This is a genomic window from Actinosynnema sp. NPDC053489, from assembly GCF_044544865.1.
Classification (GTDB): Bacteria; Actinomycetota; Actinomycetes; order Mycobacteriales; family Pseudonocardiaceae; genus Actinosynnema.
In genome coordinates this window covers 544032-569842 of record NZ_JBITXT010000001.1, presented here as the reverse complement: position 1 = coordinate 569842, position 25811 = coordinate 544032, and the positions used below count along the sequence as shown (strand labels likewise).

Genomic DNA, 25811 nt, shown 5'->3' with positions numbered 1-25811 from the left:
CCAGCGAGGTTTCGACGGAGTGTCTCGTGATCGGCGCCGGCCCGGCCGGGCTCCAGGCGTCGTACCTGCTGTCCCGCGCCGGGCGGGACCACCTCGTGCTGGAGGCCGGTGACGCGCCGGGCGCGTTCTTCACCCGCTTCCCCCGCCACCGCACCCTGATCTCGATCAACAAGCCGAACACCGGGTGGGACGACCCGGAGCTGAACCTGCGCACCGACTGGAACTCGCTGCTGTCCGACGACCCCGACCTGCTGTTCACCCGCTACACGCCCCGGTACTTCCCGGACGCCGACGTCATGCTGCGCTACCTGGGCGACTTCGCCGCGAAGCACGACCTGCCCGTCCGCTACGGCACGTCGGTGGTCGAGGTGACCCGGCCGGACGACTTCGTCGTGCGCGACCAGCGCGGCGGCACGTACCGGGCACGCCGGCTCATCGTGGCCACCGGGGTGTCGCGGCCGTACCTGCCGCCGATCGACGGCGTGGAGCTGGCCGAGCGGTACTACGACGTGTCGGTGGACCCGGCCGACTTCACCGGGCAGCGGGTGCTGATCATCGGGCGCGGCAACTCCGCGTTCGAGACCGCGGACAACCTGGTCGAGACCGCGGCCGTCATCCACGTCGCCGGTCCGGGCTCGCTGAAGCTCGCGTGGCAGACCCACTTCGTCGGCCACCTGCGCGCGGTCAACAACAACTTCCTCGACACCTACCAGCTCAAGTCGCAGAACGCGCTGCTGGACGGTCGCGTGCTGGACCTCCGGCGCGACGGCGACGGCTTCCTGGCGCGGGTGGCCTTCGCCCGGGTCGCCGAGCGGGTGAAGGAGATCCGCTACGACCGGGTGATCGTCGCGACCGGGTTCCGGTTCGACGCGTCGATCTTCGCGCCCGGCTGCCGGCCCCGGCTGACGATCAACGACCGCTTCCCCGAGCAGACCGCGGCCTGGGAGTCGGTGAACGTGCCCGACCTGTTCTTCGCCGGCACGATCACCCAGGCCAGGGACTTCAAGAAGTCGACCAGCGGGTTCATCCACGGCTTCCGGTACGGGGTCGTGGCACTGCACCGCATCCTGGAGCACCGCTACCACGGCGTGCCGTGGCCCAGCCGCGACCTGGCGCCCGAGGCCGTGGCGGACGCGGTGGTCGAACGGGTGAACCGCACCTCGGCGCTGTGGCAGATGTTCGGCTTCCTGGCCGACGTCGTGCTGGTCGGGTCCGACGGCGCGCTCCGCTACGCCGAGGAGGTGCCGCTGGCGCACCTGCACGAGGCGGTCGGGCGGGGCGACTTCGGCGACGTCGAGTCCTACTTCGCGGTGACGCTGGAGTACGGCGCGGACCACGACAAGGTCAACCCGTTCGACATCACCGCGGGCCGCACGGCGCAGGACGACACCAGCGGGCTCGACGGCCGCTACCTGCACCCGGTCGTCCGGCACTTCCGCGCCGGCGCGCTGCTCGGCGAGCACCACCTCACCGAGAACCTGGAGAACGAGTGGGACAGCGAGGACGTGCACCGCGCGCCGCTGCGGTCGTTCCTGCGGGCACGCCTGGCGCCGGCCGCGGTGGGCACGGCGTGAGGACCGTGCTCGCCGAGCTGCACGAGAAGGCCCGCGCGGTGCTCGACCCGGTGCACTACGACTACTACGCGGGCGGGGTCGGCGACGAGGTCGTGCTGGCGGAGAACGAGGCCGCGTTCCGCCGCCTGGCCCTGCTGCCGAGGGTGCTGCGCGGCCGGGCGCGGCGCGACCTCGCCGTGGAGCTGCCCGGCGGTCGCCTCGACCTGCCGGTGCTGGTCGCGCCGACGGCGTTCCACCGGCTCGCCCACCCCGAGGGCGAGGTGGCCACGGCCCGTGCGGCCGCGGCGGCGGGGACGGTGCTGGTGTCCGGGGTCGCGTCGACCGTGGCGATCGGCGAGGTGGTGGCCGCGGCCCGGTCGGTGCGCGCGGACGCGGCGGTGTGGTTCCAGCTCTACCCGCAGCCCGACGAGGCCGTGGCCGAGCACCTGGTGCGGCGGGCGGAGCGCGCGGGCTGCGCGGCGCTGGTGGTGACGGTCGACTCGCCGGTGTTCGGCAGGCACCGCCGCGACGCCGAGCACGGCTTCCACGACCTGCCCGCGGGGCTCACGACCGAGAACATGCGAAGCCTGCCCGGAGGGGTGCGGGACATCGTCATGTCGCCGGAGGTGTCGTGGGCGCACGTGGCGCGGTTGCGGGAGCTGACGTCATTGCCGCTGTGGCTCAAGGGGGTGCTGCACCCGGCCGACGCGGTGCTGGCGGTCGAGCACGGTGCCACCGGGGTGGTGGTGTCCAACCACGGCGGACGCCAGTCCGACCTGGCGCCGGCGGCGGTGGAGGCGCTGCCCGCGGTGGTCGACGCGGTGGCCGGCCGGGTGCCGGTGGTGCTCGACGGCGGTGTCCGGTCCGGCGGCGACGTCGCCGTGGCGCTCGCCCTGGGCGCGGCGGCCGTGGGGGTGGGCCGTCCGGTGCTGTGGGGGCTGGCGGCCGACGGCGAGGCGGGGGTGGCGCGGGTCCTCGACGTGCTGCGCGACGAGTTCGACCACGTCCTGGCGCTGTGCGGCGGGCGGTGGCCGGCCGACCTGAACCGGGACATGGTCGTCGCCCGCGGGAGGGTGGTGCCGGCGTGAGGCGGGTGACCGGGGTGCTCGCCGCCGCCGTGGTCGCGACCGCTCCCCGCTGGCTGCCGGCGCGGGTCGTCGCCCTGCGCGCCAAGGTGTTCGAGAAGCTCAACGGGGACCGCGCGACCACGTTCCCGAACGCCCTGGTGGGCCCGGAGCGGTTCCTGGAGGTCTACGGCCACCCCGCGGCGGACGGCCGCAGCCGGGGCGCGGCGCTGTCGGACCTGTTCTGGTACTGGCTCGCGCCCGGCCCGGAGGTGCACCAGGAGCACCTGGAGGCCGGGCCGCGCTACGACGACGTGGCCCGCACGACCCGGGCGCTGCTCGCCGGGCCGGGCGAGGCGCTGTCGGCGGCGGCGGCGCGCTGCGCCGGGCGGGTGCTGGACGAGCTGGTCACCCGCCGGGTCGAGCTGGTCCGGCTGCGCGACCTGATGATGCCGGTGTGGGCGGAGTACTTCCACGAGCTGGTGTTCGGCGAGCCGTGCCCGCCCGGCGCGCGCGACCTGATCGTGGGGCACGCCGACGACGTGGTGACGTCGCTGAAGTGCACCGGCCTGCGCCACCCCGCCCGACGGGCGGCGCTGACCCGCTACCTGGCCCGGCGCGTGGCGGCGGGGGACGTGCGGCGCCCGTTGCCGTCGAGCCTGTCGCCGACCGAGCGGGTGCACTACCTGCAGGGCACGTTCTTCAACACCGCCGTGGTGCAGATGTCGGAGGCGATGGCGCACCTGCTGCTCGCGCTGGCGCAGCACCCGGACGTGGCCGCCCGGCTCGCCCGCGACGACGGCTACTTCCCGCACGTGCTGGACGAGACGATGCGGATGTACCCGCTGTTCGGCATCGCGCACCGCATCACCACCGCCGACATCGAGCTGGACGAGCGCACCACGCTGCCCGCCGGGTCGGTGCTGTGCTTCGACTACCCCGCCTACCACGCCACCGGCCACTCCAGGCCGGAGGTGTTCGACCCGGACCGCTGGGCGCGCGGCGGCACGCGCGGGGCGCACCACATCCCGTTCGGCGTGGCGACCAACCGGCCGTGCCCGGCGTGGCGGCTGTCCCCGCTGGCGCTGCGCGCGGCGACCGGCGAGGTGCTGCGCCGCGTCACGCTCCACTCCACCGCCGCGCACACCCGGTCGATGCCGAACCGCGGCCCGTGCCTGCTGGTGCGGGTGGGTGAGCCGCTGCCGCCGCGCCGCCTGGCCGCGCTGGGCGCGCTGCTGCGCGTGCGGGACCGGTGGGAGGACGTGTGGCGCAGCGTGGTCCAGCTCGTGCTGGGCACGGTCATGGTCCTGCACGCCCGCAGGCTGCGCCTGGCCGGCCGGTACTTCGACGCGCACGACACCCAGGGTCGTCCCGTGCGGCGGCAGCCGCCACCACCCCAGGAGGTCACCGAGTGAACCAGATCCAGTTCGCGCTGCGGGTGTTCGCCGCCCTGGCGGTCGTGCTCGCGGCCACGACAATGTGCGGCCGCCTCGCCTCGGCGGTCAGGCAGCCCCGGGTCGTCGGGGAGATGGTGGCCGGCGTCCTGCTCGGCCCGGCCCTGCTGGGCGCGGTCGCGCCGGGCGTGCAGGCGCAGCTGTTCCCCGCGGACGTCAAGGCCACCCTGTACGTGCTGAGCACGATCGGGCTGACGTTCTACATGTTCCTGGTCGGCTCCTCGCTCGACCACAGCCGCGCCGCCGGGCGGAACATGCGCCGCGCGTCGGCGCTGGCGGTGTCGGGCATCGTCCCGACGTTCGCGCTGGGCGCGGGCGCGGCGGCGCTGTTCTTCGGCTCGTTGAGCCCGGGCGGCTCGACCCGGTGGGAGTTCATGCTGTTCGTCGGCGGCGCGCTGTCGATCACCGCGTTCCCCATGCTGGCGCGCATCCTCCAGGAGCGGGGCATCGCGAACACGCCGATCGGGGGCCTCACCCTGGTCGCGGCGGCGATCGACGACGCGGTGGCGTGGGTCATCCTCGCGGTGATCATCGCGGTCGCGGCGGCGGGCAGCCCGTTCGACGCGGTGGGCACGGTGGCGGGCGCGGCGGTGTTCGCCGTGCTGATGCTCACGGTGGGGCGCGCCCTGTTCGCCAGGGTGGGCGCGAAGGTCGAGCGCGAGGGCCGGATGGGGCGCGACGTGGTGGCGCTGGTCCTGCTCGTCGTGCTGCTGGCCGGGTGGTTCACCGACTACATCGGCGTGTTCTCGGTGTTCGGCGGGTTCGTCACCGGCCTGGCGATGCCGCAGTCGGCGGTCGTGCGGCGGGAGTTGGAGACGCGGCTGAGCGACCTCAACTCCATCCTGCTGCTGCCGGTGTTCTTCGCGTTCAGCGGCCTGAACACGGAGGTGTCCGGCTTCGGCTCGGGCGGCGGCCTCTGGTGGCCGCTGGTGGCGATCATGGCGGTCGCGTTCGCCGGCAAGTACCTGGGCTGCGCGGTGGTGGTGCGGGCGCAGGGCTTCCCGTGGCGGTACGCGTCGGCGGTCGGCGGGTTGATGAACGCGCGCGGCCTGATGATCCTGATCTTCATCAACATCGGCCTGGCGCACGGCCTGGTGACGCCGGAGCTGTTCGCGATCCTGGTCGCGGTGGCGATCGTGACCACGGCCGCGGCGATGCCGATCTACCGGGCGTCCCTGCCCGACGGCGCGGACCGCGAGCCGGCGGCGGTGCCCTCGCGCGCCGGCGGCCCGACGCCCGCGCCGCCAGGCTGATCCGCCGTGACGCCGCAGCAGCGATCTTTGGTCCACAGTGGACACGCGAGCGGGTGAACCTCGGGGCGGATCGGGGTCACCGCAGGTCGGGGCGTGTTACGTTCGCCGGTGCGCGAGCCGTCCACCGATCCCCATCCGCCGGAGGGCGTGCGGCCGCGCGAGTGGTTCCCTGCCACCGCTGAGGAGTCCCATGACCGTCCCCTCCGGCACCCGACGCCCCACCGCGCGCCGGCTCAGGCGGCTCGCCGCGTCCGCCGCCGTCGCCGCCCTCCTGCTCTCCGGCCACCCCGCCACCGCCGAACCGGCCGGTTCCGAACGGGGCACCGCCCGAACCCCCAGCACCGGACCGGCCGCCGGCTCCGCCGAGTCGGACGCCTGCGGGGTGTCCGCCCTGGGCCGGACCAGCCTGCGCGCCGCCGACCCGAGCGTCATCCGCGTCGGTGGCACCTACGTCGCGGCCCAGGTCGGCGGTGGCGGCATCCAAATCCGCCAGGCGTCGTCACCGGACGGCCTGGCCGCCGCCACCGCCCGCGTGGTCTGGCAGGACTCGCGCAACCTCGGTTCGGTCTGGGCCCCGGAGATCGTCCGCGACGGCGGTCGGTACTACATCTACTTCACCGCGGGCAACGACGCGGCGCACCGGATGTACGTGATCAGCTCCTCCCTCCCGGACTCCGGCTACACCGGCGAGGTGAAGCTGGCCCTGCCCGAGGACCGGTGGGCCATCGACGGCGTGCCGGTGACGTTCAACGGGCAGCGGTACTTCATCTGGTCCGGCTGGGAGTGCACCGAGAACGTCGAGCAGGGCCTCTACATCGCCCGCATGTCCGACCCGGTCACGCCGGTGGGCGGCCGGTACGTCATCTCGCAGCCGCGCGAGCCGTGGGAGCGGGTGGTCGGCAACCCGTTCATCAACGAGGCACCCGAGGTCATCCGCGACCCCAACGGCCAGTTGCACGTCGCCTACTCGGCCAACGGCAGTTGGAGCGAGCAGTACTGCATCGCCGACCTGCGGCTGCGCGCCGGCGGCGACCCCACCTACGTGTGGGACTGGTACAAGTCCAACGGCTGCCTGTTCAGCTCCGACCGGTCCACCATGATGACCGGCTGGGACCCCACCCTGTACATCAACGGCCCGGGGCACCACACGTTCGTGCTGCTCGACGGGGACATCGCGACGAGCCCGCCGGCGGGGCCCAAGTTCCCGATGATGTACCACGGGGTGCCCAAGGGCACGCCCTACAGCTGGGCGAACCGTTACTGGTACACCGGCACGTTCGTGTGGTGGGGCAACACGACCTACCGCCGCGCGAACGTCCCGGGCCCGACCGCCGACACCGGGTGGAGCCTGAAGTTCTTCGAGTGACCCCCGGCGGACCGGGTGCGGTCAGAGCCGCACCCGGTCCCAGGGGACCTCGCGGGTGCCGCGGTGCAGCAGGTGCGACAGCCACGCCAGCACCAGCGGTGGTTGGACGCCCGGCCGTTCGAAGCCGAGCAGCCGGCCGCGGTGGCGCGGGGTCACCAGCACGGCGACCACCCGGAACCGCCCCTGGTCGTCGCGGCGGGTGATCAGGTCCGCCACCCGGCCGAGCGGCCGGCCGTCGAGGTCGTGGGCGGTTCGCCCGATCAGGTCACTGGCGCGCATCGCGGGCTCCCGGCAGCCGTCCGATGACGTGCTCGCCCAGCCACCGCTCCAGCGGCGGGGTGTCGAACAGCTCGACCGGCACGCTCAGCTCCACGGCGCTGCCCACGGCGGCGACGTGGTCGAACGCGATGCTCAGCACCGGTCGTGGCGAGCCGCCCTGCAACCGGGTGGCGACGCCGGCCAGCCACCGGCCCAGCGCGCCGCCGAGGCGCTCGCCGAGCGCCCGCTGGCCGACCAGCAGCGCGGCCACGACCGGCACGCCGTCCTCGCCCACGTCCAGCTCCACGTCGTCGACCTTGCCCACCAGGCGGCCGTGCAGGTCCACGACCTGCCGGTCGAGCAGGTGGAAGTCCACCCGCAGCGGTTCGGGGTGCGTGCTCATGAGCCCATTCCCGTCAGCAGCATCAGGGGGATCGCGGCGACCGCGGCGATCAGGATCACCACCAGGTAGACCACGCCGAGGGTGTTGGCCAGCCTGCCGTTGACGTGGTCGCCCAGGTACTCCCGGTCGTTGGCCACCACCAGGATCGGCAGGTAGGTCAGCGGGAGCGCCACCGCGCTGAACACCAGCGAGTACTCGGTGATCGCGATCGGGTCGGCGGCGGTGAGCAGCCCGGCGACCGCGAGCAGGAACCCGACCAGCACCACGGTGTGGAACCGGGTGGCCTCGCGGGGCCGGACCAGCTTGCCCCACTGCCACCCGAAGTACTGGGCGACGGTGTAGCCGGCCGACAGCCCGGTCTCCAGGGCCGCGCCGAAGGTCGCCGCGAAGAAGCCGAGGATCACCACGACGAGGCCGATCTTGCCCAGGGCGAGCGCCACCGGCAGTCCGGCCTGGCTCAGGTCGTCCACGCGGATGCCGCCGGGCTGGAACACCACGGCCGCGCAGCCCATGATCGCCAGCGACAGCAGGCCGCCCAGCGGGAAGCCGATGAAGACGTTGGCCTTCTCGGTCGCCAGGTCCTTGACGGTCCACTTCTCCTCGACCGCGCCGGAGGAGAAGAAGAACACCTCGTACGGGGTGAGGGCGGCGGCGAACAGCGCCACGGCGAAGAACGCGTACGTGCCCCAGTCCTCGGTCGCCGGCGGCCCGAACGTGGTGGCCTGCGCGCCCAGCTCCGCCCACGGCGGTCCGAGCCGGACGAACGCCACGACGAACACGACCAGCGCGAGCCCGGCCAGGCCGAAGACGCGTTCCATCGTCTCGAACTTCGTCCGCCACAGGACCACCCAGATCACGAAGGCCGCGACCGGCACCCACAGCAGGTAGTTCACGCTCGTGGCCAGCTCCACGGCCAGCGCGACACCGCCGACCTCGGCGGTCAGGGTGAGCAGCGTGACCAGGTAGGACCCGGCGAGGTTCGCCAGCCCGACCCGCGGGCCGAGCCGTTCGCGCACCAGGTCGAACACCGGCCGTCGGCTGACCGCGGCGACCCGCCCGCACATCTCGGCGTACACGCAGATGCCGATCACGCCGACCACGACGACCCACGCCAGCCGCATGCCGAACCGCGCGCCGGTCTCGGAGTTGGCGACCAGGTCGCCGATGTCGACGAACCCGCCGATCGCGGTGAGCACGCCCAGCGTGATGCCCAGCAGTCGTTTCACCCGGCGCTCCCCACGAAGTCCCGCAACCGCTCCCCGGCCGCCCGCGCCCTGCGGGCGGCGGTTGAGGTCGCCGCCGCGTCCGACCGGTCGGCGGCCCGTGAGACGTCGCCGACCGCGGCGACGGCCTCCACCAGCAGCGGCACCACCCGGTCGCGCAGGTCGCCGGACGCCTCGTCGGGCACCTCCAGGTCGGCCACGTCGCCCAGCGCGGTGCCCACCCCTTCCCGGGCGTCGGACAACGCCGCCGAGGTGTACCCGCCGAACGCCCGGTCGCGGGAGGCCGCCTCGCCGACCAGTGCCGCGGTCGACACCGCCGACGCCGCGTCACGCGCCCCGGTGACGGCCGTCTCGCGGTAGCCGTCCGCGGTCGTCGGCCACAACCCGGGCACCACCACGGCGGCCAGGACCACCCCGACCAGCCACAACACCAACCAACGACGGCGATTCACGAGGAGCCGCCTACCCGGTGCCGATGATCTCGAAACCCCGCGCGGGCCACGCTCGCGTGGCGGGTCGCGGTCGCTTCGGTGACGCTGGAGCCCCACGTCGCCGCGAGGAGGTCCGGAATGTGCCGGTTGTTCGGGTTGTCGGCCGCGCCGAGCCGCGTGCGGGCCACGTTCTGGCTGCTGGAAGCGCCCGACAGCCTCGCGCAGCAGAGCAGGCGCGAGCCGGACGGCACCGGGCTGGGCGTGTTCACCGAGGACGGTCGGCCGGTCGTGGACAAGCGACCGCTGGCCGCCTACGAGGACGAGCGGTTCGCCCGGGAGGCCAAGGAACAGGAGTCGACCACGTTCCTCGCGCACATCCGCTACGCCTCCACCGGTGGCCTCGAACCGCGCAACACCCACCCGTTCGAGCAGCACGGCCGCCTGTTCGCGCACAACGGCGTGATCGGCGACCTGGAGCGGCTGGAGGGCGAGCTGGGCCGGTACCGCGACCTGGTGGCGGGTGACACGGACTCGGAGCGGTTCTTCGCCCTGATCACCAAGCACGCCGAGGCGCACGACGGCGACGTGGGGGCGGCGATCACGGCCGCGGCCCGCTGGGTGGCGGACAACCTGCCGGTCTACGCGATCAACCTGGTCCTGACCACGCCGACCGAGCTGTGGGCGCTGCGCTACCCGGACACGCACGAGCTGTTCGTGCTCGAACGCGCCGCCGGTGGTCCGCACGGCGGTCGGCACCTGGACCACGCGAGCACCGCGGGCCGCATCCGCGCCCGTTCCGGCGGGCTGTCCGACCGGCCCGCCGTCGTGGTGGCGAGCGAGCGGATGGACGAGGACCCGGGCTGGCGGGCGTTGCGACCCGGCGAACTGCTGCACGTCGCCGACGACCTGACCGCGACCCTCCACACCGTCCTCGACGCCCCGCCGCGCCACCCGCTCACGCTGGACCAGCTCGGGGCCCGTGCGGCGGCGTCCCAGTCGGGCACGTGAACCGCCGCGGTCAGCGGTCCGGCGGACGGGTGAGGATGTCCCGGAGCGCGGCGTGGCGGAACCGGTAGACCGGTCCGACCTCGCGCAGCACGCCCCGCCGGTGGGCGTCGTCCAGGAACCCCATCAGCCGCCGCGGCAGCAGACCTCGTAGGGCCGACCAGATCCGGAACACCGTGAACCAGGTCCACGCGCCGCGACCGAGCAGGAGGGGCGTCGGCAGCGAGGCGAGGGCGACCAGCGCAACGCCGACGGGTGCGCTGAACAGGCCGGTCACCGGTCCCAGCACCAGCGCGGCGACCGGCAGGATCAGGGCGAGCCCGGCGACGGCCACCGTGGCGCGGCGGTCCTCGCGCAGCGTTCGCAGCGGGCCGGACGCGGTTCCCGTAGTGACGGGTGCGCGCACCCGGAGCCTCGGCACCACCCGGCTCGGCCCATCCGGCGGCCGGGCCGCGACCGCGACCAGGAGGCCGACGAGGGCGCAGCCGACGCCCGCCGCGAACCCGACCCACGGCTGGTCGCGCAACGGTCGGTCCAGCAGGAACGCTTCCAGCACCATCAGGGCGCTCCACCAGGCGCCGATCAACCCGAGCACCAGTCGGCCGACGATCGCGGGCATCGCCTCGTGCAGCCGCCACCACGCCAGGTCGTCGGAGCGCGAGGCCCGGAGGTGGTCGGCCAGGTGGGACAGCCAGCGGTGTGCCGTCGTCGCCGGGACGGGCGGCGCGTCGAGGCGTCCCCTCCGGTCGTACGCGACCGCCAGGAGCGACTCGACCAGGTGCGACCTGACGGCGCGGTCCGTGGGGAACCTGCCTCGGTCCACCAGTTCGAGCGGGTTCGAGTGCGGCGTGGAGTACACCTCGCGGACCAGGTCGATCACCAGGGGCGTCGTCAGCGCGTGGGCCACGGGGAGGCGGGGGTGCAGCCGGAGTCGACCGAACAGCGCGTTCCACCGCTCGTCGTCCACGAGTTGGGTGGCGGCGAGGTAGTCGATCGCGTCCTCCAGCGCCACCGGCCGCAACTCCACCACCGCGAAGCCGTGGAGCACGAAGCCGCCGTCCACGAGCTCTTGGTACTCGGCGCTGCGGCAGGTCACCACGACGGGCAGTTCGCCGTCCGCGGCGGCCAACCGCGACATCGCCGCGTACCGCGGCCCTTCCGGCAGCTCGTCCAGACCGTCCACGACGGCGACGACGAGGCGGGCGTCGAGCAGCTCGCGGGCCCGGTGGCGGTCGAAGGACCAGGTCTCCTCCAGGTGCCGGGCGATCCAGCCGTCGAGGTCCTCCACGTCGGGCCGCCAGGAGGCGGCGGGCAGCAGCACCGGCACCGCTCCACCCGCCGGGCGGGAATCGGCGAGGCGGAGCGCGAGCCGGACCATCGCGGTGCTCTTGCCGGAACCGGGTGCGCCCAGCACGACCACCGCCGGCCGGCGCAACGCGAAGAGCAGGTCCGCCAGGTCCTCGGCGGAACCGGACGATCGCGTCAACGGCGCGTCCGGGGCGAGCAGCGGGGAGCTGCGCGAGACCACCGACCGCTCGGTCGGCGACCACCGGACCGGTATCGGGAAGGGGTCGAACAGGCGTTGCCGGGTCGCCTCGCCGCGCAGGTCCCGGCGGACGTCCACCGCCAGGTCGTCCGCGATCCGGCGGGCGCTCGCGGTGCGGTCGTGGTCGCCGCTAGCCGGGACGACCGCGTCGGCGGGCCGCGGCTCGTGCCGCGCCACCCGCTCGCGCACGAACCGGACGAGCGGCTCCACCCCCGCGACGGTCAGCTCCGCGACGGTGACGCGGTCGGCGGGGCCGACGATCCCGGGCAGGTCCCCCTCCGACCCATCGGGCAGCACGACGCCGAGCAACCGCAGCGCACCGCGCAGGGCCCCGGCGTCGGGCGGCGTCACGCCCCGGGGCGGGGCGACGACCAGGACCACGTCGGCCACGGCCACCTCTTCGGCCACCCACCGGCCCGGGTCGGGCGGGCGGAGTGCCGGCTGGACGTCCAACCGGGCGTCGACACCCCGCGCGCGCAGCAGGTGCCACAGCTCGCGGACGGCGTCGGCGTGGTCGGCCGACTCGTGCGCGTGGGACACGAAGACCCGGGGACCGCCGATCGCCACCGCACCGCCGTCGGGTGACCGGTCGTCCCGACCGGCGCGCTGGACGCGGCTCAGCAGCGCCCGGCGTTCCCGTTCCGGCAAGGCCGTGCCCAGCTCCACCACGCGGCCGTCGGTCAGGTAGCCCACGAGGCGCTCGGTCGCGGCCAGCACGGTGCCCTCCTGCCGCGGGCGGTCGCCGATGGTCGCCAGGATCTCCTCGTAGGCGTAGAAGCTCTTGTAGGGGATCTCCACCCGACCCCAGTAGCGCTCCGGGTCGGCGACGTGGCCGAGGTACTTGCCCAGCCGGGCCCTGGCGTGGTCGCGGCTCGCGTCGAGCTTGTCCTGCTCGCCGTCCTCGACGCGCATCGGCACCGGGAACACGCGCAGGTCGCCGCCGCGCCGCTGCCGGTGCACGGAGGCGGTGACGGCCGCCGCGCCGTCGATCGCCTGGTTGCCGAGCGAGAAGCAGTTGACCAGCACGTCGGGCAGTTGCACCGTGCAGATGCCCGCAGTGTCGCTCAGACCGGTGCGGCTGTCCACGAGCACGTAGTCGTAGGCCGCCCGCATGTCGCGCTTCAGCGCCTCGATGAACCCCCCGCCACCCAGCCGCTCGTAGAAGTTGTTCCAGTCGAACCGGTTGACCAGGGCCGAGTACGTCGCGTCCTGGCGACCGGCCGGCACGAAGTCCACCGTGCCCTTCCCCGGGAAGTCGTGCTCGACGGACATCGCGTACGGCGAGATCCGCGCCAGCTCGTCGTACCAGCCCTCCTGGTCCGGGGCGTCGGCGTCCAGGGTGGCCTCGGCGAACTTCCAGACCAGGTCGACCACGCCCGCCGAGACCGCCAGGTCGGGGTCGGGCAGGAACGGCTGGAAGTAGCGGTGCAGGCCGGGAGCTTCCAGGTCCCAGTCGACCACCAGCACCCTCAGGCCGTTGGCGGCCAGGATCCAGGCCGTGTTCGCCACCGCCATCGACCGCCCGGTGCCGCCCTTGTAGGAGTAGAACGTGATGATCCGCCCGGCCACCGGTCAGCTCCCCGGGCCGGTCAGCAGCGGTCGCGAGGTCGGGCCCGCCTCCCGCACCCGGCGCGCCACCTCGGCCTTGCGCAGGACGCTCGCCCGGATGTCGACCAGCACCTGGGCCAGCCGCTCCTCGAACTCCCGCATGGACCCGATGTCGTCGCGGAACACGCTGTCGCCGCCGTCGGTCCAGTTCTCCAGCACCACGTGCAGCACGTCCCGGACCGCGCTGTCGGGCTCGGGGTCCTCCCACGGCACGATGATGGACGTGGTGCCGTACCGCCTGGTGTTCAGCTGTTCCAGCAGCGCGTTGTACCCGGGCAGCCCGACCGCCCACGGGTCGACGATGAGCACCGCCAGCTCGCGACGTCGCTGTGCCGCGTCCAGCAGTTCGAACAGGTTCTCGTCGGCCGGCTGGAACCACGACAGCAGCCGCTGCGACATCGCCACGCCCTGCGCCCGCAGCGCGATCGGGTCGGGGCACTCGGGGTGGTAGGGCCGCCAGTCGTCCCAGTCGTCGCCGTAGACGTCCAGGCCGGCCGTGCGGACCGCCCGCATCCGGTCGTGGCCGGCGGCGACCACGACGAACGTCACGCGCCTGCGGCTGCCGCCGGCCGGCGGCGGTGACGCGGGCGGCGCGCTCGACGCGGACCCGGCGGCGAAGGCGTCCGGCAGGGTGGCCAGGTCGACCGGTTCCACCGCCGCCGCCGGTGTCCGGCCGGCGTGCAGGACCAGCCTGGTGAACCCCACGACGAAGTCGAGGTACGCGTCCCGGTTCCCCTTCAGCTGCATCAGGTACCGCAGCCCGTCACGCCGGTACTCCGGCCCGAACAGGTCCCGCGTGTCCTGGAACCGGCCGATGTCGGCGGGCGGGTCCCCGGGGAGCGGCAACCACCAGACCGGCACGATGACCGCGGGCGAGGTGCCGGTGGCCGCGCGGTGGGCGGCCAACCGCGCGGTGATGGCGTGCCACTCCCGACCGCAGTACGGCCTGGTGAAGTAGGTCGGCGAGAACAGCGGGACGAAGACGTCGCAGGTGCTCAGCGCCGCGCCCGCGTTCTTGGACCACTCCACCCCCGGTGCCTGGTCGACGTCCAGGTAGCCGACGTCACCGTCCACCAGGCCACCGCGGACCGACAGCTCGCGTTCGAGGTCCCGGTAGAACCGGTGCACGAACCTGTCGAGCGCGTCCACCCGCGAGTAGCTGAAGAAGAAGTACGGCACCAGCCCCGCCAACCGCCCCTCGCGTCGGTCGTGTCACCCGGGCATCGCTCACCGCGCACGGCTCGTTACAGCGACGGCGGGACCCGCGGGTCGGTACCACGCGCAGCGACGGCGCGACCCCGCGGGTCGGTACCGCGCGGCACCGTCCTGGTCGGGCACGCGGGGTGCCGGCGGCCCGGACCGACCGTGGCATCCTTGATCCATGTCGTTCGTCGGGTACCTCTACCGCGGTGAGCTGGGTGACTGGTGCGCGGAACGGCTCACCGGCACGAAGGAGGTCGCGAACGACGTGCTGGCCCGCGTCCGGACGCAGCCGAAGGTGCGCCCGGAGGGCAAGGTCGAGCGCCGGCACTGGGACCGGGCGGGCAAGACGGTCGTCGCGCGATTAGCCGGCGCGGTGCAGGCCGCTCCCCCGTACTCCGCCCTGCTCGGGCTCGTGCGCGTCGGCCTGGTGACCCGGGCCTGGGCCGACGACCAGGCCACCCGCTACCCGACGCACGCCCGGCTGGCGTCCCCGGAGCGGGAACGCGCGCTCGACCTGCGGCCGACCCCGCGCGGTTGGCAGGACTTGAGGGCCGCTGTCGAGCGCGGGGCGGCCATCATGCCCGCGACGTCGGTCGAGGAGGCCGAGCGGCGGGTCCAGCGACCCGGGTTCCCGGACGAGCCGGTGCTGGCGGAGCTGTTCGACCGCATGCGCGCCTACTTCTGGGAGCACGCGCCGGTGGGGCGGCTCGGCGCGGAAGGGCCGGAGAAGGGCCTGGTGCGCCTGTGCTGGCTGCTGGCCGCGTTCGGCTACGCCTACCGCAACGAGAGCGCCGGCCACCCGCTGTTCCGCCTGTTCCGCGACCGACCGCCGACCGTGCGCGAGCTGCACGCCGCCGCCACCGACGAGGCGATCGCCGACCCGCTCGCGCTCGTGCGGCTGTTGCAGGACTCGGGGTCGTTCGACGAGTTGCGCGCGCTGGCCGGGAACCCGCCCCTGGGCACCCCGTGGGGCGTGGTCGCGCCGGTGATCTTCGACCACTGGGACGACACCACCGCCGTGCTCACCGGGCGGGACGGGTCGACGCTGCTGGACGTGAGCACGGTCGAGGCGTTCGACGGCGACCACGTCCGCACCCGGCTCTGGAAGCTGCTGGCCAGTGCGTGGCTGGACGCGGACGACGCGTTCCGCATCCGTTCCGCGGCCATCTACGCCGCGCGGCACGGGGTCCTCGTCACCTGGCCGATCGACGTCCTGGAACACGCGCTGCTGGAGAACGGCAACCCGCTCGACGCACGCCGGGCCCTGATCGAGATCGCCAGGCGGCTGCGGGCCGAGGACTACGCGCGCAGGCTGGAGTACCGGGCGAACGCCGTTCCCGACGACCACCGGCCCCGCCCGCACGACCACACGCGGGGCTGAGGTGCCGTACCGTCGGGTGGCAGCACTCGACGGGCTCGTCACAGGGGGTCGGGATGGTCGCCACCGCCGCGGGCGCGGGGCTCGCGCTGCTCCTGCTGGTCGCCGTGCTCATCCGGGTGCGCGGCCGGCGGGCGGCGCCCGGGGTGGTCGGCCGGGTCCTGCGGTGGAGCGCGATCGCGGCGACGGTCGGGATCGCGGTCGCGGTGTTCCCCGCGATGTCGTCCGACGGCGGGAGCGCCGTCGCCGCCCTGGTCGGGGTTCCGCCGGCCGCCGCGGCGGCGGTCGGCGTCGCGGACGTGACCGGTCGGGCCGTCGGGTTCGTCACGGTGGTCGCGGCGCTGGGGTTGGCGGCCTGGGGGCTGCTGCTCGGGCTCGGCCCCGGCTTCTGCTTTGCGCTGCCCGCTCCCGTCCTGGGTGTCGCGGCGCTGACCTCGGTGCGGCCGCGCGACCCGGTGGCGCCGCGGGCCTGACCCGCCGCACCGGTCACCGGATCGGCAGGTGCCGCAGCTCGGACTTCCGGACCTTGCCGGAGGCCGTGCGGGGCAGGGCGGGCACCACGTCCACGTGCGCCGGGATCTTGTACCTCGCCAGCCGCGTGGCCAGGAAGGCGCGCAGCTCCTCCTCCGTCGGCCCACCGCCCTCCGCGTACCGCACGAACGCCCGGCCGACCTCGCCCCACCGCGGGTGCGGGACGCCGACCACGGCGGCCTCCACGACCGCCGGGTGCTCGACCAGGGCGCTCTCCACCTCGGCCGGGTAGACGTTCTCGCCGCCCGAGATGAACATGTCCTTCAGCCGGTCCACCACGTGCAGGTGGCCGTCGGCGTCGAAGCGGCCCACGTCGCCGGTGCGGAACCAGCCGCCCGGCAGGAACGCGGCGGCGGTCGCGGTCGGGTCGTTCCAGTAGCCGGGGGTGACGTTCGGCCCGCGCACGAGCACCTCGCCGGTGGCCGCCACCCGGACGTCGCCGAAGAACACCGGAGGGCCCGCCGAACCCGCCTTGCGGACGCTCTCCCGCGCCTCCAGCAGCGTCACGCCGGGCGCGGTCTCGGTCAGGCCGTAGCCCTGGCAGAACGTGAGGCCCCGCTCCTGGTAGGTGCGGATCAGGGTCTCGGGCACGGCCGCGCCGCCGCACAGCAGGTGCCGCAACGACGACAGGTCGGCCGTGCGCCACCGCGGGGAGGCGGCCAGGTCGGCGAACATCGTGGTGACGCCGAACATCCAGGTGATCCGCTCCCCCTCGACCAGGTCGTACACCCGGTCGACGTCCCAGCCGGGGGTGAGCACCGCCGTGCCGCCCTTGAGCAACGTGGGCAGCAGGGTCTGGGCCAGCGCGCCGACGTGGAACAGCGGCGCGGAGACCAGGGTGCGCTCGCTGCCCGCGATGTCCATGCCCACCAGGAGGTTGTAGGTGTTCCAGACGAGGTTGTCGTGCGTCAGCACGGCGCCCTTCGGGCGCCCGGTCGTGCCCGAGGTGTAGAGGATGAACGCGGGGGCGTCGCGGCTCACCGGCACGTCGACCGGCTCGGCGGGCGAGGGCCCGAGCCAGTCCTCGTAGTCCGCCAGGGCGACCACCGTGCCCGGACGGCGGATCGGCTCCGGCAGCGCCGACGCGTGGACCAGCACCGACGCGCCCGAGTCGGTCAGCACGTGGTCGAGCTCGGGTGCGGCCAGGCGGGTGTTGACGGGCACGAACACCGCGCCGAGGGCGTGGGTGGCGAACATCGTCTCGACGAACGACGGGTGGTTGGGCCCCAGGTAGGCGACCCGGTCCCCGGCGCGCACGCCCTCCGCGCGCAGCCGGTGCGCGGCCCGGTCGACGCGCGCGGCCAGTTCGGCGTAGGTGATCGACCGTCCGGAGTGGACGATCGCCGTGCGGTCGGGGGACATGAGCGCCCGCCGGGCGGGCCACCCGCCCAGTCCCGCGTTGTCCACGTCGGTCCTCCTCACGGCAGGGGCAGCGGGTCGCGGGTCTCGCGCAGGGCGAGCACGCACAGCGCGGTGAGCAGGCACGTGCCCGCGATGACGAGCGAGACGAGGGTGAGCCCGCGCCCGCCGGTGGCGCGCTGCACCTCGGCGAACAGCAGGGGCGCGAACCCGGCCCCGAGCCCGGCGAGCTGGTAGCCCAGCGACGCGCCCGTGTAGCGGTGCTCGGCGCGGAACAGCTCGCTGTAGAGGGCGGCCAGCGGCCCGTACAGCATCGGGTGCACCACGCCTTGTCCCAGGACGAGCGCGACGACGAGCAACGCGGTGCTCCCGCTGTCCACCAGGGGGAACAGCACGAAGCCGTACGCGCCCGCCACCACCGCCCCGGCCAGCACGACCGGCCGCCTGCCGAACCGGTCCGAGGCCGCCGCCCAGCCGAGGATGCCGACGACCGCGCACGCCGAGGACAGCGTGAGCGCGTTGAGCACGGTCTGCCGCGCGTGGCCGACCTGGACGCCGTGCGCCACCACGAACGTCGTCAACGTCGACTGCACGACGAACGAGGACAGCCCCACCCCGACGCCCAGCGCCAGCACGCGCGGCTGGTGGCGCAGCACGTCCCGCACGGGCAGCCGGCGCGGCCCGGTGCGGTCGAGGGCGCGGAACACCGGCGTCTCCTCCACCCGGTGCCGCACGAACAGCCCGACGCCGAGCAGCACGACGCTGACCAGGAAGGGCAACCGCCACCCCCAGTCGAGGAACGCCCGTTCGCCGAGCAACGCGCCGGTGCCCGCCAGCGCCGCGGTGGACAGCAGCAGGCCGCACGGCGCGCCCGCGTTGGTGAACCCGGCCCACAGGCCGCGCCTGCCGGTGGCGTGCTCGGTGGACATCAGCACCGCGCCACCCCACTCGCCGCCGACCGCGACGCCCTGGAGCAGGCGCAGGAGCACCAGGCCGATCGGCGCCAGCGCGCCCACCTGCCGGTAGGTGGGCAGCAGGCCGATGAGGGCGCTGGAGACGCCCATCAGGGTCATCGTCGCCACCAGGACGCGCTTGCGGCCCAGCAGGTCGCCGAAGTGCCCGAACAGCACCCCGCCCAGCGGTCGGGCGAGGTAGCCGGTGGCGAACGTGCCCAGGCTCGCGACGGTGCCGACGAGCGGGTCGAGGGCGGGGAAGAAGACCTTGTTGAACACCACGGCGGACGCGGTGGCGTAGAGGAGGAAGTCGTAGTACTCGATCATGCTGCCGAGGAAGCTGGACGCGACGGCGCGACGCAGTTGCGGGTTCGGCACGGCGGACCTCCGGGGTCTCAGGCGTAATGCCGGTACACGGCGCGCGCGACGCACGCCGGCTTGTCCGAGCCGGCCAGCTCGACGGTGAAGTCGAGGACCATCTGCACGCCGTCGTCGGCGGTGGGCGTGACCTCGGCGACGCGGCCCGCGAGCCGGACCTTGGCCCCGACGGGCACCGGGCTGGGGAAGCGCACCTTGTCCAGCCCGTAGTTGACGCTCATCCGGACGCCGTCGACGGCGAGCAGCTCGCCGAACATCGGGATGACCAGCGACAGGGTGAGGTAGCCGTGGGCGATGGTCCCGCCGAACGGCCCGGACGCGGCGCGCGCGGGGTCGGTGTGGATCCACTGGTGGTCGTCGGTGGCGTCGGCGAAGGTGTCGACGCGGTCCTGGGTGATCTCGCGCCACGGCGTGCGGCCGAGGTCGCGGCCGGCGAGGGCGAGGAGGTCGGCGAGTCCGCGGGCGGTCGTGGTCATGGGCGCTCCGGGTCGTCGGCGGTCAGGCCGAGGAGCCTGGCCGCGTTGTGCTTGAGGATCTTGGGGCGGACCTCGGGCTCGAGGTCGAGCGCGGCGAAGTCGGCCAGCCAGCGGTCGGGGGTGATCAGCGGGTAGTCGGAGCCGAACAGCACCTTGTCCTGGAGCAGGGAGCCTGCGTAGCGGACGAGCTGCGGCGGGAAGTACTTCGGCGACCAGCCGGACAGGTCGATGTGGACGTTCGGCTTGTGCGTGGCCACGGCCAGCGCCTCGTCCTGCCACGGGAACGACGGGTGGGCCAGCACGATCCGCAGGTCCGGGAAGTCCGCGGCCACCGCGTCGACCAGCATCGGGTCGGAGTGCCGCAGCCGGATGCCGCCACCGCCGGGCACGCCCGCGCCGATGCCGGTCTGGCCGGAGTGGAACAGGGCGGGCACGCCGAGCTCCTCGATCACCTCGTAGAGCGGGTAGGCCATCCGGTCGTCGGGCGAGAAGCCCTGGAGGCTGGGGTGGAACTTGAAGCCGCGCACGCCGTGCCCGGTGACCAGGCGGCGGGCCTCCCGCGCGCCCGCCCGGCCCTTCCACGGGTCGACGCTCGCGAACGGGATCAGCACGTCGTCGTGCTCGGCGCAGCTCTCGGCCACCTCCTCGTTCGGGATGCGGGGGTGGCCGGTGGCGTGCTCGGCGTCCACGGTGAACACCACGGCCGCCATGCGGCGCTCGCGGTAGTGGGCGGCGATCTCGGGGACGGTGGGCCGGTGGCCGTGCGCCTTGAAGTGGCGGGTGGAAGCCTCCAACAGCGCCGGCGGCAGGGAGGGGTGGCCCGTGCGGGACACCTCGGCGTGGGTGTGCACGTCGATGGCCGTGAGGGCGTCGAGGTCGATGGCCACGTCACGCCTCCGGCGGGGTCGGGGCGGGGATGCCGTAGGTCTCCGGCTCCGCGCCGACGCCGGTCGCCCAGGCCTCGGCGATGGCGGCGGCGGTCCAGCCGCCCTCGGCGAAGGCCACGGCCTTCTCCTTCGGGTGCGCCCACAGGGCCAGCCGGTCGCCGCCGATGCCGATGGCCTGGCCGGTGATGCCGCGGGCGGCGTCGGAGGCCAGGAACACGACGAGCGCGGCGGCGTCCTCGGCGGTGCCCAGGCCGTGGCCGCGGCGCAGCCAGCCGGGCAGCGGCGCGCCGGTGCGCTCGGCCTCGTCGATCGCGGGCGCGAAGGCCGGGATCGTGCGGGTCATGTCGGTGGCGGCGACCGGGACCACGGCGTTGACCGCGATGCCCGACCGGGCCAGTTCCAGCGCCCAGGTGCGGGCCATCGCGACGATGCCCGCCTTCGCGGCGGCGTAGTTGGCCTGGCCGAAGTTGCCGCGCTGCCCCGCGGGCGAGGAGACCAGGACCAGGCTTCCTCCCCCGCCCTGCTCGCGCATCCGCGCGGCGGCGGCGCGGGCGCAGGTGAAGGTCCCGCGCAGGTGGACGTCCACCACGGCGTCGAAGTCGTCGTCGGTCATCTTCCACAGCACGCGGTCGCGCAGGACGCCGGCGTTGGCGACCAGCACGTCCAGCCGGCCGAACTCCGCGACGGCGGTGGCCACGAGCCGGTCGGCGGTGGAGGTCGGGCCGACCGGGGCGACGACGGCGACCGCGCGCCCGCCCTCCCCGGTGATGCCCTTGACGACCGCGTGCGCCGCGTCGGCGTCGACGTCGTTGACCACGACCGCCGCGCCGGCCCGCGCCAACGCCTCCGCGTACGCCCGCCCGAGCCCCCGGCCGCCGCCGGTGACCACGGCGACCTTCCCGTCGGGGGTGGGAATCCGCAGGTCCATGACGCGCCTCCTCGCGCTCGGTGCCGCACGGCCGAACATACGGCAGTTTCATGACGGTCGTCCAGACTCTGCCCAATAACGCTGTCGCCGGCTACCCTGACCCGCGTGACCGACCAGCCCGACCACGCACCGCCCCAGCACCGCCCCCAGTCGTTGATGCTGGCCTTCCTCGGCCTGTACGTGCTCGACCGCGGCACGGCGGTCTACTCCGGCAGCGTGATCGACGTGTTCGAGCGGGTGGGCGTGTCGGAGGAGGCGGTCCGCTCCACGCTCACCCGCATGGCGGGCCGCGGCCTGCTCACCCGGCAGCGCCGCGGCCGTCGCGTCTACTTCGGACTGACGGAGCACGCCACCGCGGTGCTGCGCGACGGCAAGCGGCGCATCTGGGAGACCGGCGCGGTGAACCGCGACTGGGACGGCACGTGGACGCTGGTCGGCTTCTCCCTGCCCGACACGCGCCGGTCCGACCGGCACGACCTGCGCTCGCACCTGCAGTGGGCCGGGTTCGGGATGCTCCAGAACGGCCTGTGGATCGCGCCGGGCACCCGGGACGCGGCCGACATCGCCGAACGCCTCGGCCTGACCGGGCACGTCAGCGTCTTCACCGCCCGCCCGGCCGAGCCCACCGACCCGACCGACCTGGTGCACCGCGTGTTCGACACCGCGGCGATCGCCTCGCGCTACCGCTCCTTCGCCGACCGCTGGGGCCGGGGCACCCCGCTGCCCGAGGCGACCGACGACCTGGCCCGCCTGCTGCTCCTGCACACCGACTGGCTGGACCTCGTGCGCCAGGACCCGCACCTGCCCGCCGAGCACCTGGCCGAGGACTGGCCCGCGATCCACGCCGAGACCCTCTTCCACACCCTCGACGCCCGCTACCGCGACACCGCCTCCGCCCTGGCGGCCGGCCTGGTCGAGGAGATCCCCGCCGAGGACGGCTGACCGGGCGCGGCGGCGCACCTGAAACCCGCTTCAGGCGCTTTCAGGGATCCTTCAGCCTCCCGCGGGCAGAGTGGGTCGAGTCCGCGGGAGGGACACGGGGGTGCGTCCGCGGCACGCCGTCGGAGGGGGGAACCGAAAAGGCCGACGGCGGCTCGTGTGCATGGCCCGCGCGGCGCACCCGGTGCGACACCGGGCCATGCACACGGCGACGGGTGGAAATGCGGGACAGGACCGATATCGATGCGGCATAGTGACCGACGTGCGGGTATTGGTGGTGGACGACGATCGCCGATTAGTCGGCTTGCTGACCCGCGGCCTCACCGCGGACGGTTTCGTCGTCGACGTGGAATACGACGGGAACGACGGCCTGTGGCGGGCGACCGAGCACCGGTACGACGTGATCGTGCTCGACGTGATGCTCCCCGGGATGAACGGGTACAGGGTGTGCGCGCGGCTGCGGGCCGCCGAGGTCTGGACGCCCATCCTCATGCTCACCGCCAAGGACGGCGAGCTGGACGAGGCCGAGGGGCTGGACACGGGCGCGGACGACTACCTGACCAAGCCGTTCTCCTACCTGGTGCTGGTGGCCCGGCTGCGGGCGCTCGCCCGGCGAGCGGCGCCGGCCCGGCCGACCGTGCTGCGGGCCGGTGACCTGGAGCTGGACCCCGCGACGCGGGCGTGCCGCCGCTCCGGCGCGCCCGTCGCGCTGACCGCGCGGGAGTTCGCGGTGCTGGAGTTCCTGCTGCGCCGCCGCGACCAGGTGGTGTCGAAGGCGGAGATCATCGCGGGCGTGTGGGACGAGGCCCGGGACGTGGACCACAACCTGGTCGAGGTCTACGTCAGCTCGCTGCGGCGCAAGATCGACGCGCCGTTCGACCGCCGCACCATCACCACCGTCCGCGGCATCGGCTACCGATTGGTCGACGAAGACGGGAATGTGGACTGATGCGCCGCCGACGGTTTCGCCACTCGTTGCGCTTTTCCGTCTCGGTCGCGATCACCGCGGCGATTGCCGTACCGGTCCTCGCCGCCACCGCATTCGGCGCGGTATTCCTGCGCGACGACGCCACGCGACCGGACACCGTGTCGCTGAATTCCCTTTTCCTGTGCGTTCCGGCGCCCGAGGTGACGCCCGGGGACGTCGCGCACGAGCACGTGGCGACGGCCGGCTCCGGCATGTCGGGCTGCGTCGAGCGGGTGGCGAGCACCGATGTCCCGCTGTCGGCCGAGGAGCTGATGGGCCGCGTCGCCTCCTCCCCCGCACCGCTCGCGGACATCACGCTCATCCCGCAGCTGTCCCTGCTGCCGTGGACCGACCCCGAGCAGGTCACCTTCCGGTTCACCTCGGACGACGGCCGGCCGCTCAGCCGGTTCGACCCCGTTCGCGTGGTGTCGCCCGGGCAGCGCGCCCGGCTGGTGGCCGCCCAGCGGTCGCTGAACGAGCAGGTCGTGCTGCTGGGGTACGGCGCGGTGCTGCTGATCGCGCTGTTCGCGGGGATCGCGTGGGTGGCCACGGGACGGGTGCTGCGGCCGGTGGAGGCGATCCGGCGGGAGGTCGCGGACATCACCGAGCACGACCTGACCCGGCGGGTCGTCGTGCCGCGGACCTACCGCGAGCTGGCCGACCTGGCGACCACGGTCAACGCCACGCTGAACCGGCTCCAGACCGCCGTGGAGGAGAACCGGCGGTTCATCGCCGACGCCTCGCACGAGCTGCGCAGCCCGATCGCCGCGCTGCGGGCGGAGCTGGAGATCGCCACCGCCCACCCCGACCTCGCCGACTGGCCGGCCGTGGTCGACGGCGCGCTGCTGGACACCCGGCGCCTGCAACAGCTCGCCACCGACCTGCTGCTGCTGTCCCGGCTCGACCACAGCGCGGCGGACCGCGACGTCGTCGACCTCACCGCCCTGGTCCAGGACGAGGTCGTGCACCGCCGCACCCGGCACGCCGTCACCGTCGACCTGACCGGCCACCCCGCGCCGGTGCGCGGCAGCCGGGCGCTGCTGCACCGCCTGCTGGGCAACCTGCTGGACAACGCCGAGCGCCACGCGACCTCGGCCGTCACCGTGCGGCTGACCGTCAAGCGCGCGCACGCGGTCCTCGACGTCCTGGACGACGGACCGGGCATCCCGCCGCAGGACCGGGAACGCGCCTTCGACCGCTTCACCCGCCTGGACGACGCCCGCACCCGCGACACGGGCGGCACCGGCCTGGGCCTGCCGATCGCCCGCCGCATCGCCACCACGCACCACGGCACCCTGCACGCCACCGACCACCCGACCGGCGGAGCCCGCTTCACCGCCACCCTCCCGCTGGCGCGCTGACCCGGACCGGACCCGCCCGTCACACCCCGATCACGCTCAACGACGCCCACAGCGCCACCACCGCGAGCAGCAGGCTGGTGGGCACGGCGAGCAGGCCGAGCCGGGTGAACTCCCCCAGGCGCACCGCGGTCGGGTCGTGGGCGCGGACGACCCGCCGCCACAGCAGCGTGGCCAACGACCCGGCGTAGGTGAGGTTGGGGCCGAGGTTCACCCCGAGCAGCACCGCGAGCACCGCCCCCGCGCCGGCCGGTGCGGCGAGCGGCAGCAGCACGAGCACCGCGGGCAGGTTGTTGATCACGTTCGCCAGCACCGCGGCCAGCGCGGCCAGGCCGAGCAGCGCGACCAGGCCGGTGCCCTCGGGGACCACGTGCGACAACGCGTCCGCCAGCCCGTTGTCGACCACCGCGCGCACGACCACGCCCAGCGCCAGGACGAACGCGAGGAACGGCAGGTCCGCCGCGCGCACGACCCGCGACACCGCGCCGCCGACACCCGTGCGACCCACCCGGCGCACGACCAGCACCAGCACGCCGGCCGCGGCCGCCCAGGCGGGGCTGAGGCCCACCGCGGCGGTGAGCACGAACCCGGCCAACGTGGCCGCGAGCGTGACCAGGGCGAACACCGGCACCTCGCGCGGCTCGGGGGTGGCCGGGACCTCCGCCGCGGCGTTCAGGTCGGCGGCGAAGAACCGCCGGAACACCAGGTACTCGGCGGCGACGGCCACCAGCCAGGGCGCGGCCATCAGCGCGGCGAACCGGGTGAAGCTCAGCCCGCTCGCGGCCAGCGCCAGCAGGTTGGTCAGGTTCGACACCGGCAGCAGCAGCGACGCGCTGTTCGACAGGTGCGCGCAGGCGTAGACGTGCGGTTTCGGCCGTGCGCCCAGCCGCGAGGCCGTCGCGAACACCACCGGGGTCAGCAGCACCACCGTCGCGTCCAGGCTCAGCACCGCCGTGACCAGCGAGGCGATCACGAACACCCCGCCCAGCAGTCGACGCGGCCGGCCCGCCGCCGCCCGGGCCAGCCAGGTGCCGCAGGCGTGGAACAGGCCTTCGTCGTCGCACAGCTGGGCCAGCACCAGGATCGCGGCCAGGAACACGACGACCGGCCCGAGCCGCGCCACCTCCGCCGCGGCGTGCTCCGGGGTGATCACCCCCGTCAGGAGCACCAGCGCGGCGGCGGGCACCGCCACGACCGCCTCGGGCCACCCCCACGGCCGCACGACCGCGGCCGCCAGCACGAGCACCAGCAGGACGGCGGCCAGCGCCTCCGCGGTCGACGCGTTCAGGA

General features: G+C 74.2%; 23 protein-coding genes. 11 read left to right on the top strand and 12 right to left on the bottom strand.

Annotated features, from left to right (window positions below; genetic code table 11):
• The first annotated feature begins 26 nt into the window (after positions 1–26).
• The 5 genes from ACIGNX_RS02100 to ACIGNX_RS02080 all read left to right on the top strand — a co-directional run bounded on the left by ACIGNX_RS02100 (position 27) and on the right by ACIGNX_RS02080 (position 6690).
• A complete protein-coding gene (locus ACIGNX_RS02100) occupies positions 27–1574 on the top strand; it encodes an NAD(P)-binding domain-containing protein (protein ID WP_396535331.1) in 1548 nt (515 codons plus the stop codon).
• On the top strand, positions 1571–2641 hold the full coding sequence (locus ACIGNX_RS02095) for an alpha-hydroxy acid oxidase (protein ID WP_396535329.1): 1071 nt from the start codon (positions 1571–1573) through the stop codon (positions 2639–2641). Before ACIGNX_RS02100 ends, ACIGNX_RS02095 begins: the two co-directional genes overlap by 4 nt.
• Positions 2638–4032, top strand: coding sequence for a cytochrome P450 (locus ACIGNX_RS02090; protein ID WP_396535327.1), 1395 nt, complete (start codon positions 2638–2640; stop codon positions 4030–4032). The genes ACIGNX_RS02095 and ACIGNX_RS02090 overlap by 4 nt, the downstream gene beginning before the upstream one ends.
• The gene (locus tag ACIGNX_RS02085) at positions 4029–5324 is read left to right on the top strand and encodes a cation:proton antiporter (RefSeq protein WP_396535325.1); all 1296 of its coding nucleotides are present in this window, start codon (positions 4029–4031) and stop codon (positions 5322–5324) included. The genes ACIGNX_RS02090 and ACIGNX_RS02085 overlap by 4 nt, the downstream gene beginning before the upstream one ends.
• 190 nt (positions 5325–5514) lie before the next feature.
• Positions 5515–6690 carry a glycoside hydrolase family 43 protein gene (locus ACIGNX_RS02080; protein WP_396535323.1) on the top strand — a complete coding sequence of 392 codons (1176 nt, stop codon included), beginning with the start codon at positions 5515–5517 and terminating at the stop codon, positions 6688–6690.
• A 21-nt stretch (positions 6691–6711) separates the two neighbouring features.
• On the opposite strand, the gene ACIGNX_RS02075 is transcribed toward ACIGNX_RS02080, so the two are convergent.
• The 4 genes from ACIGNX_RS02075 to ACIGNX_RS02060 are packed head-to-tail and all read right to left on the bottom strand — an operon-like array spanning position 6712 to position 9005.
• On the bottom strand, positions 6712–6969 hold the full coding sequence (locus tag ACIGNX_RS02075; RefSeq protein ID WP_396535321.1) for a PRC-barrel domain-containing protein: 258 nt from the start codon (positions 6967–6969) through the stop codon (positions 6712–6714).
• Positions 6956–7351, bottom strand: a complete 396-nt coding sequence (locus ACIGNX_RS02070) for a hypothetical protein (RefSeq protein ID WP_396535319.1) — start codon at positions 7349–7351, stop codon at positions 6956–6958. Before ACIGNX_RS02070 ends, ACIGNX_RS02075 begins: the two co-directional genes overlap by 14 nt.
• Complete coding sequence (locus tag ACIGNX_RS02065) at positions 7348–8577, bottom strand: NRAMP family divalent metal transporter (RefSeq protein WP_396535317.1); 1230 nt, start codon at positions 8575–8577, stop codon at positions 7348–7350. The genes ACIGNX_RS02070 and ACIGNX_RS02065 overlap by 4 nt, the downstream gene beginning before the upstream one ends.
• Positions 8574–9005, bottom strand: a complete 432-nt coding sequence (locus ACIGNX_RS02060) for a hypothetical protein (RefSeq protein ID WP_396535315.1) — start codon at positions 9003–9005, stop codon at positions 8574–8576. Before ACIGNX_RS02060 ends, ACIGNX_RS02065 begins: the two co-directional genes overlap by 4 nt.
• A 138-nt stretch (positions 9006–9143) precedes the next feature.
• Here ACIGNX_RS02060 and ACIGNX_RS02055 point away from each other — a divergent pair, with 138 nt between their 5' ends.
• Entirely contained in the window at positions 9144–10013 is an 870-nt protein-coding gene (locus tag ACIGNX_RS02055) for a class II glutamine amidotransferase (RefSeq protein ID WP_396535313.1), read from the top strand.
• Between the two features lie 10 nt (positions 10014–10023).
• Here ACIGNX_RS02055 and ACIGNX_RS02050 read toward each other — a convergent pair whose 3' ends face one another.
• Both ACIGNX_RS02050 and ACIGNX_RS02045 read right to left on the bottom strand, forming a co-directional pair.
• Positions 10024–13125 carry a KGGVGR-motif variant AAA ATPase gene (locus ACIGNX_RS02050; protein ID WP_396535311.1) on the bottom strand — a complete coding sequence of 1034 codons (3102 nt, stop codon included), beginning with the start codon at positions 13123–13125 and terminating at the stop codon, positions 10024–10026.
• A 3-nt stretch (positions 13126–13128) separates the two neighbouring features.
• Entirely contained in the window at positions 13129–14355 is a 1227-nt protein-coding gene (locus ACIGNX_RS02045) for a TIR-like protein FxsC (RefSeq protein WP_396535309.1), read from the bottom strand.
• Between the two features lie 190 nt (positions 14356–14545).
• On the opposite strand from ACIGNX_RS02045, the gene ACIGNX_RS02040 reads away from it, so the two are divergent.
• Together ACIGNX_RS02040 and ACIGNX_RS02035 are read left to right on the top strand one after the other, a co-directional pair.
• A complete protein-coding gene (locus ACIGNX_RS02040; RefSeq protein WP_396535307.1) occupies positions 14546–15748 on the top strand; it encodes a hypothetical protein in 1203 nt (400 codons plus the stop codon).
• Between the two features lie 53 nt (positions 15749–15801).
• Positions 15802–16218, top strand: a complete 417-nt coding sequence (locus ACIGNX_RS02035) for a hypothetical protein (protein WP_396535305.1) — start codon at positions 15802–15804, stop codon at positions 16216–16218.
• A 13-nt stretch (positions 16219–16231) separates the two neighbouring features.
• Here ACIGNX_RS02035 and ACIGNX_RS02030 read toward each other — a convergent pair whose 3' ends face one another.
• The 5 genes from ACIGNX_RS02030 to ACIGNX_RS02010 all read right to left on the bottom strand — a co-directional run bounded on the left by ACIGNX_RS02030 (position 16232) and on the right by ACIGNX_RS02010 (position 21257).
• Positions 16232–17683: a long-chain fatty acid--CoA ligase gene (locus tag ACIGNX_RS02030; RefSeq protein WP_396535303.1), complete on the bottom strand. Its 1452-nt coding sequence runs from the start codon at positions 17681–17683 to the stop codon at positions 16232–16234.
• An 11-nt stretch (positions 17684–17694) separates the two neighbouring features.
• A complete protein-coding gene (locus ACIGNX_RS02025; RefSeq protein WP_396535650.1) occupies positions 17695–18915 on the bottom strand; it encodes an MFS transporter in 1221 nt (406 codons plus the stop codon).
• A gap of 68 nt (positions 18916–18983) precedes the next feature.
• Positions 18984–19442 (bottom strand): MaoC family dehydratase, encoded by a 459-nt coding sequence (locus ACIGNX_RS02020; protein ID WP_396535301.1) that lies wholly within the window; start codon positions 19440–19442, stop codon positions 18984–18986.
• Positions 19439–20323, bottom strand: coding sequence for an amidohydrolase family protein (locus ACIGNX_RS02015; RefSeq protein WP_396535648.1), 885 nt, complete (start codon positions 20321–20323; stop codon positions 19439–19441). The genes ACIGNX_RS02020 and ACIGNX_RS02015 overlap by 4 nt, the downstream gene beginning before the upstream one ends.
• Positions 20324–20330: 7 nt before the next feature.
• Positions 20331–21257, bottom strand: coding sequence for an SDR family NAD(P)-dependent oxidoreductase (locus ACIGNX_RS02010; RefSeq protein ID WP_396535299.1), 927 nt, complete (start codon positions 21255–21257; stop codon positions 20331–20333).
• A 105-nt stretch (positions 21258–21362) separates the two neighbouring features.
• On the opposite strand from ACIGNX_RS02010, the gene ACIGNX_RS02005 reads away from it, so the two are divergent.
• From ACIGNX_RS02005 to ACIGNX_RS01995, 3 genes are all read left to right on the top strand, one after another.
• Positions 21363–22199, top strand: a complete 837-nt coding sequence (locus tag ACIGNX_RS02005; RefSeq protein WP_396535297.1) for a PaaX family transcriptional regulator C-terminal domain-containing protein — start codon at positions 21363–21365, stop codon at positions 22197–22199.
• A gap of 259 nt (positions 22200–22458) precedes the next feature.
• A complete protein-coding gene (locus ACIGNX_RS02000) occupies positions 22459–23145 on the top strand; it encodes a response regulator transcription factor (RefSeq protein ID WP_396535295.1) in 687 nt (228 codons plus the stop codon).
• Positions 23146–23324: 179 nt separating this feature from the next.
• Entirely contained in the window at positions 23325–24524 is a 1200-nt protein-coding gene (locus ACIGNX_RS01995; RefSeq protein ID WP_396535293.1) for a sensor histidine kinase, read from the top strand.
• A 19-nt stretch (positions 24525–24543) separates the two neighbouring features.
• Here the strand turns inward: ACIGNX_RS01995 and ACIGNX_RS01990 are convergent, their stop codons facing one another.
• Positions 24544–25767 carry an SLC13 family permease gene (locus tag ACIGNX_RS01990; protein WP_396535292.1) on the bottom strand — a complete coding sequence of 408 codons (1224 nt, stop codon included), beginning with the start codon at positions 25765–25767 and terminating at the stop codon, positions 24544–24546.
• Positions 25768–25811: the final 44 nt, after the last annotated feature.

What these genes read in the sequence shown, in the direction of transcription:
- ACIGNX_RS02070 (WP_396535319.1), bottom strand. Translation starts at nt 7,351, where the DNA reads ATGAGCACGCACCCCGAACCGCTGCGGGTGGACTTCCACCTGCTCGAC.
- ACIGNX_RS02035 (WP_396535305.1), top strand. Translation starts at nt 15,802, where the DNA reads ATGGTCGCCACCGCCGCGGGCGCGGGGCTCGCGCTGCTCCTGCTGGTC.
- ACIGNX_RS02025 (WP_396535650.1), bottom strand. Translation starts at nt 18,915, where the DNA reads ATGATCGAGTACTACGACTTCCTCCTCTACGCCACCGCGTCCGCCGTG.
- ACIGNX_RS02075 (WP_396535321.1), bottom strand. Translation starts at nt 6,969, where the DNA reads ATGCGCGCCAGTGACCTGATCGGGCGAACCGCCCACGACCTCGACGGC.
- ACIGNX_RS02020 (WP_396535301.1), bottom strand. Translation starts at nt 19,442, where the DNA reads ATGACCACGACCGCCCGCGGACTCGCCGACCTCCTCGCCCTCGCCGGC.
- ACIGNX_RS02080 (WP_396535323.1), top strand. Translation starts at nt 5,515, where the DNA reads ATGACCGTCCCCTCCGGCACCCGACGCCCCACCGCGCGCCGGCTCAGG.
- ACIGNX_RS02055 (WP_396535313.1), top strand. Translation starts at nt 9,144, where the DNA reads ATGTGCCGGTTGTTCGGGTTGTCGGCCGCGCCGAGCCGCGTGCGGGCC.
- ACIGNX_RS02040 (WP_396535307.1), top strand. Translation starts at nt 14,546, where the DNA reads ATGTCGTTCGTCGGGTACCTCTACCGCGGTGAGCTGGGTGACTGGTGC.
- ACIGNX_RS02010 (WP_396535299.1), bottom strand. Translation starts at nt 21,257, where the DNA reads ATGGACCTGCGGATTCCCACCCCCGACGGGAAGGTCGCCGTGGTCACC.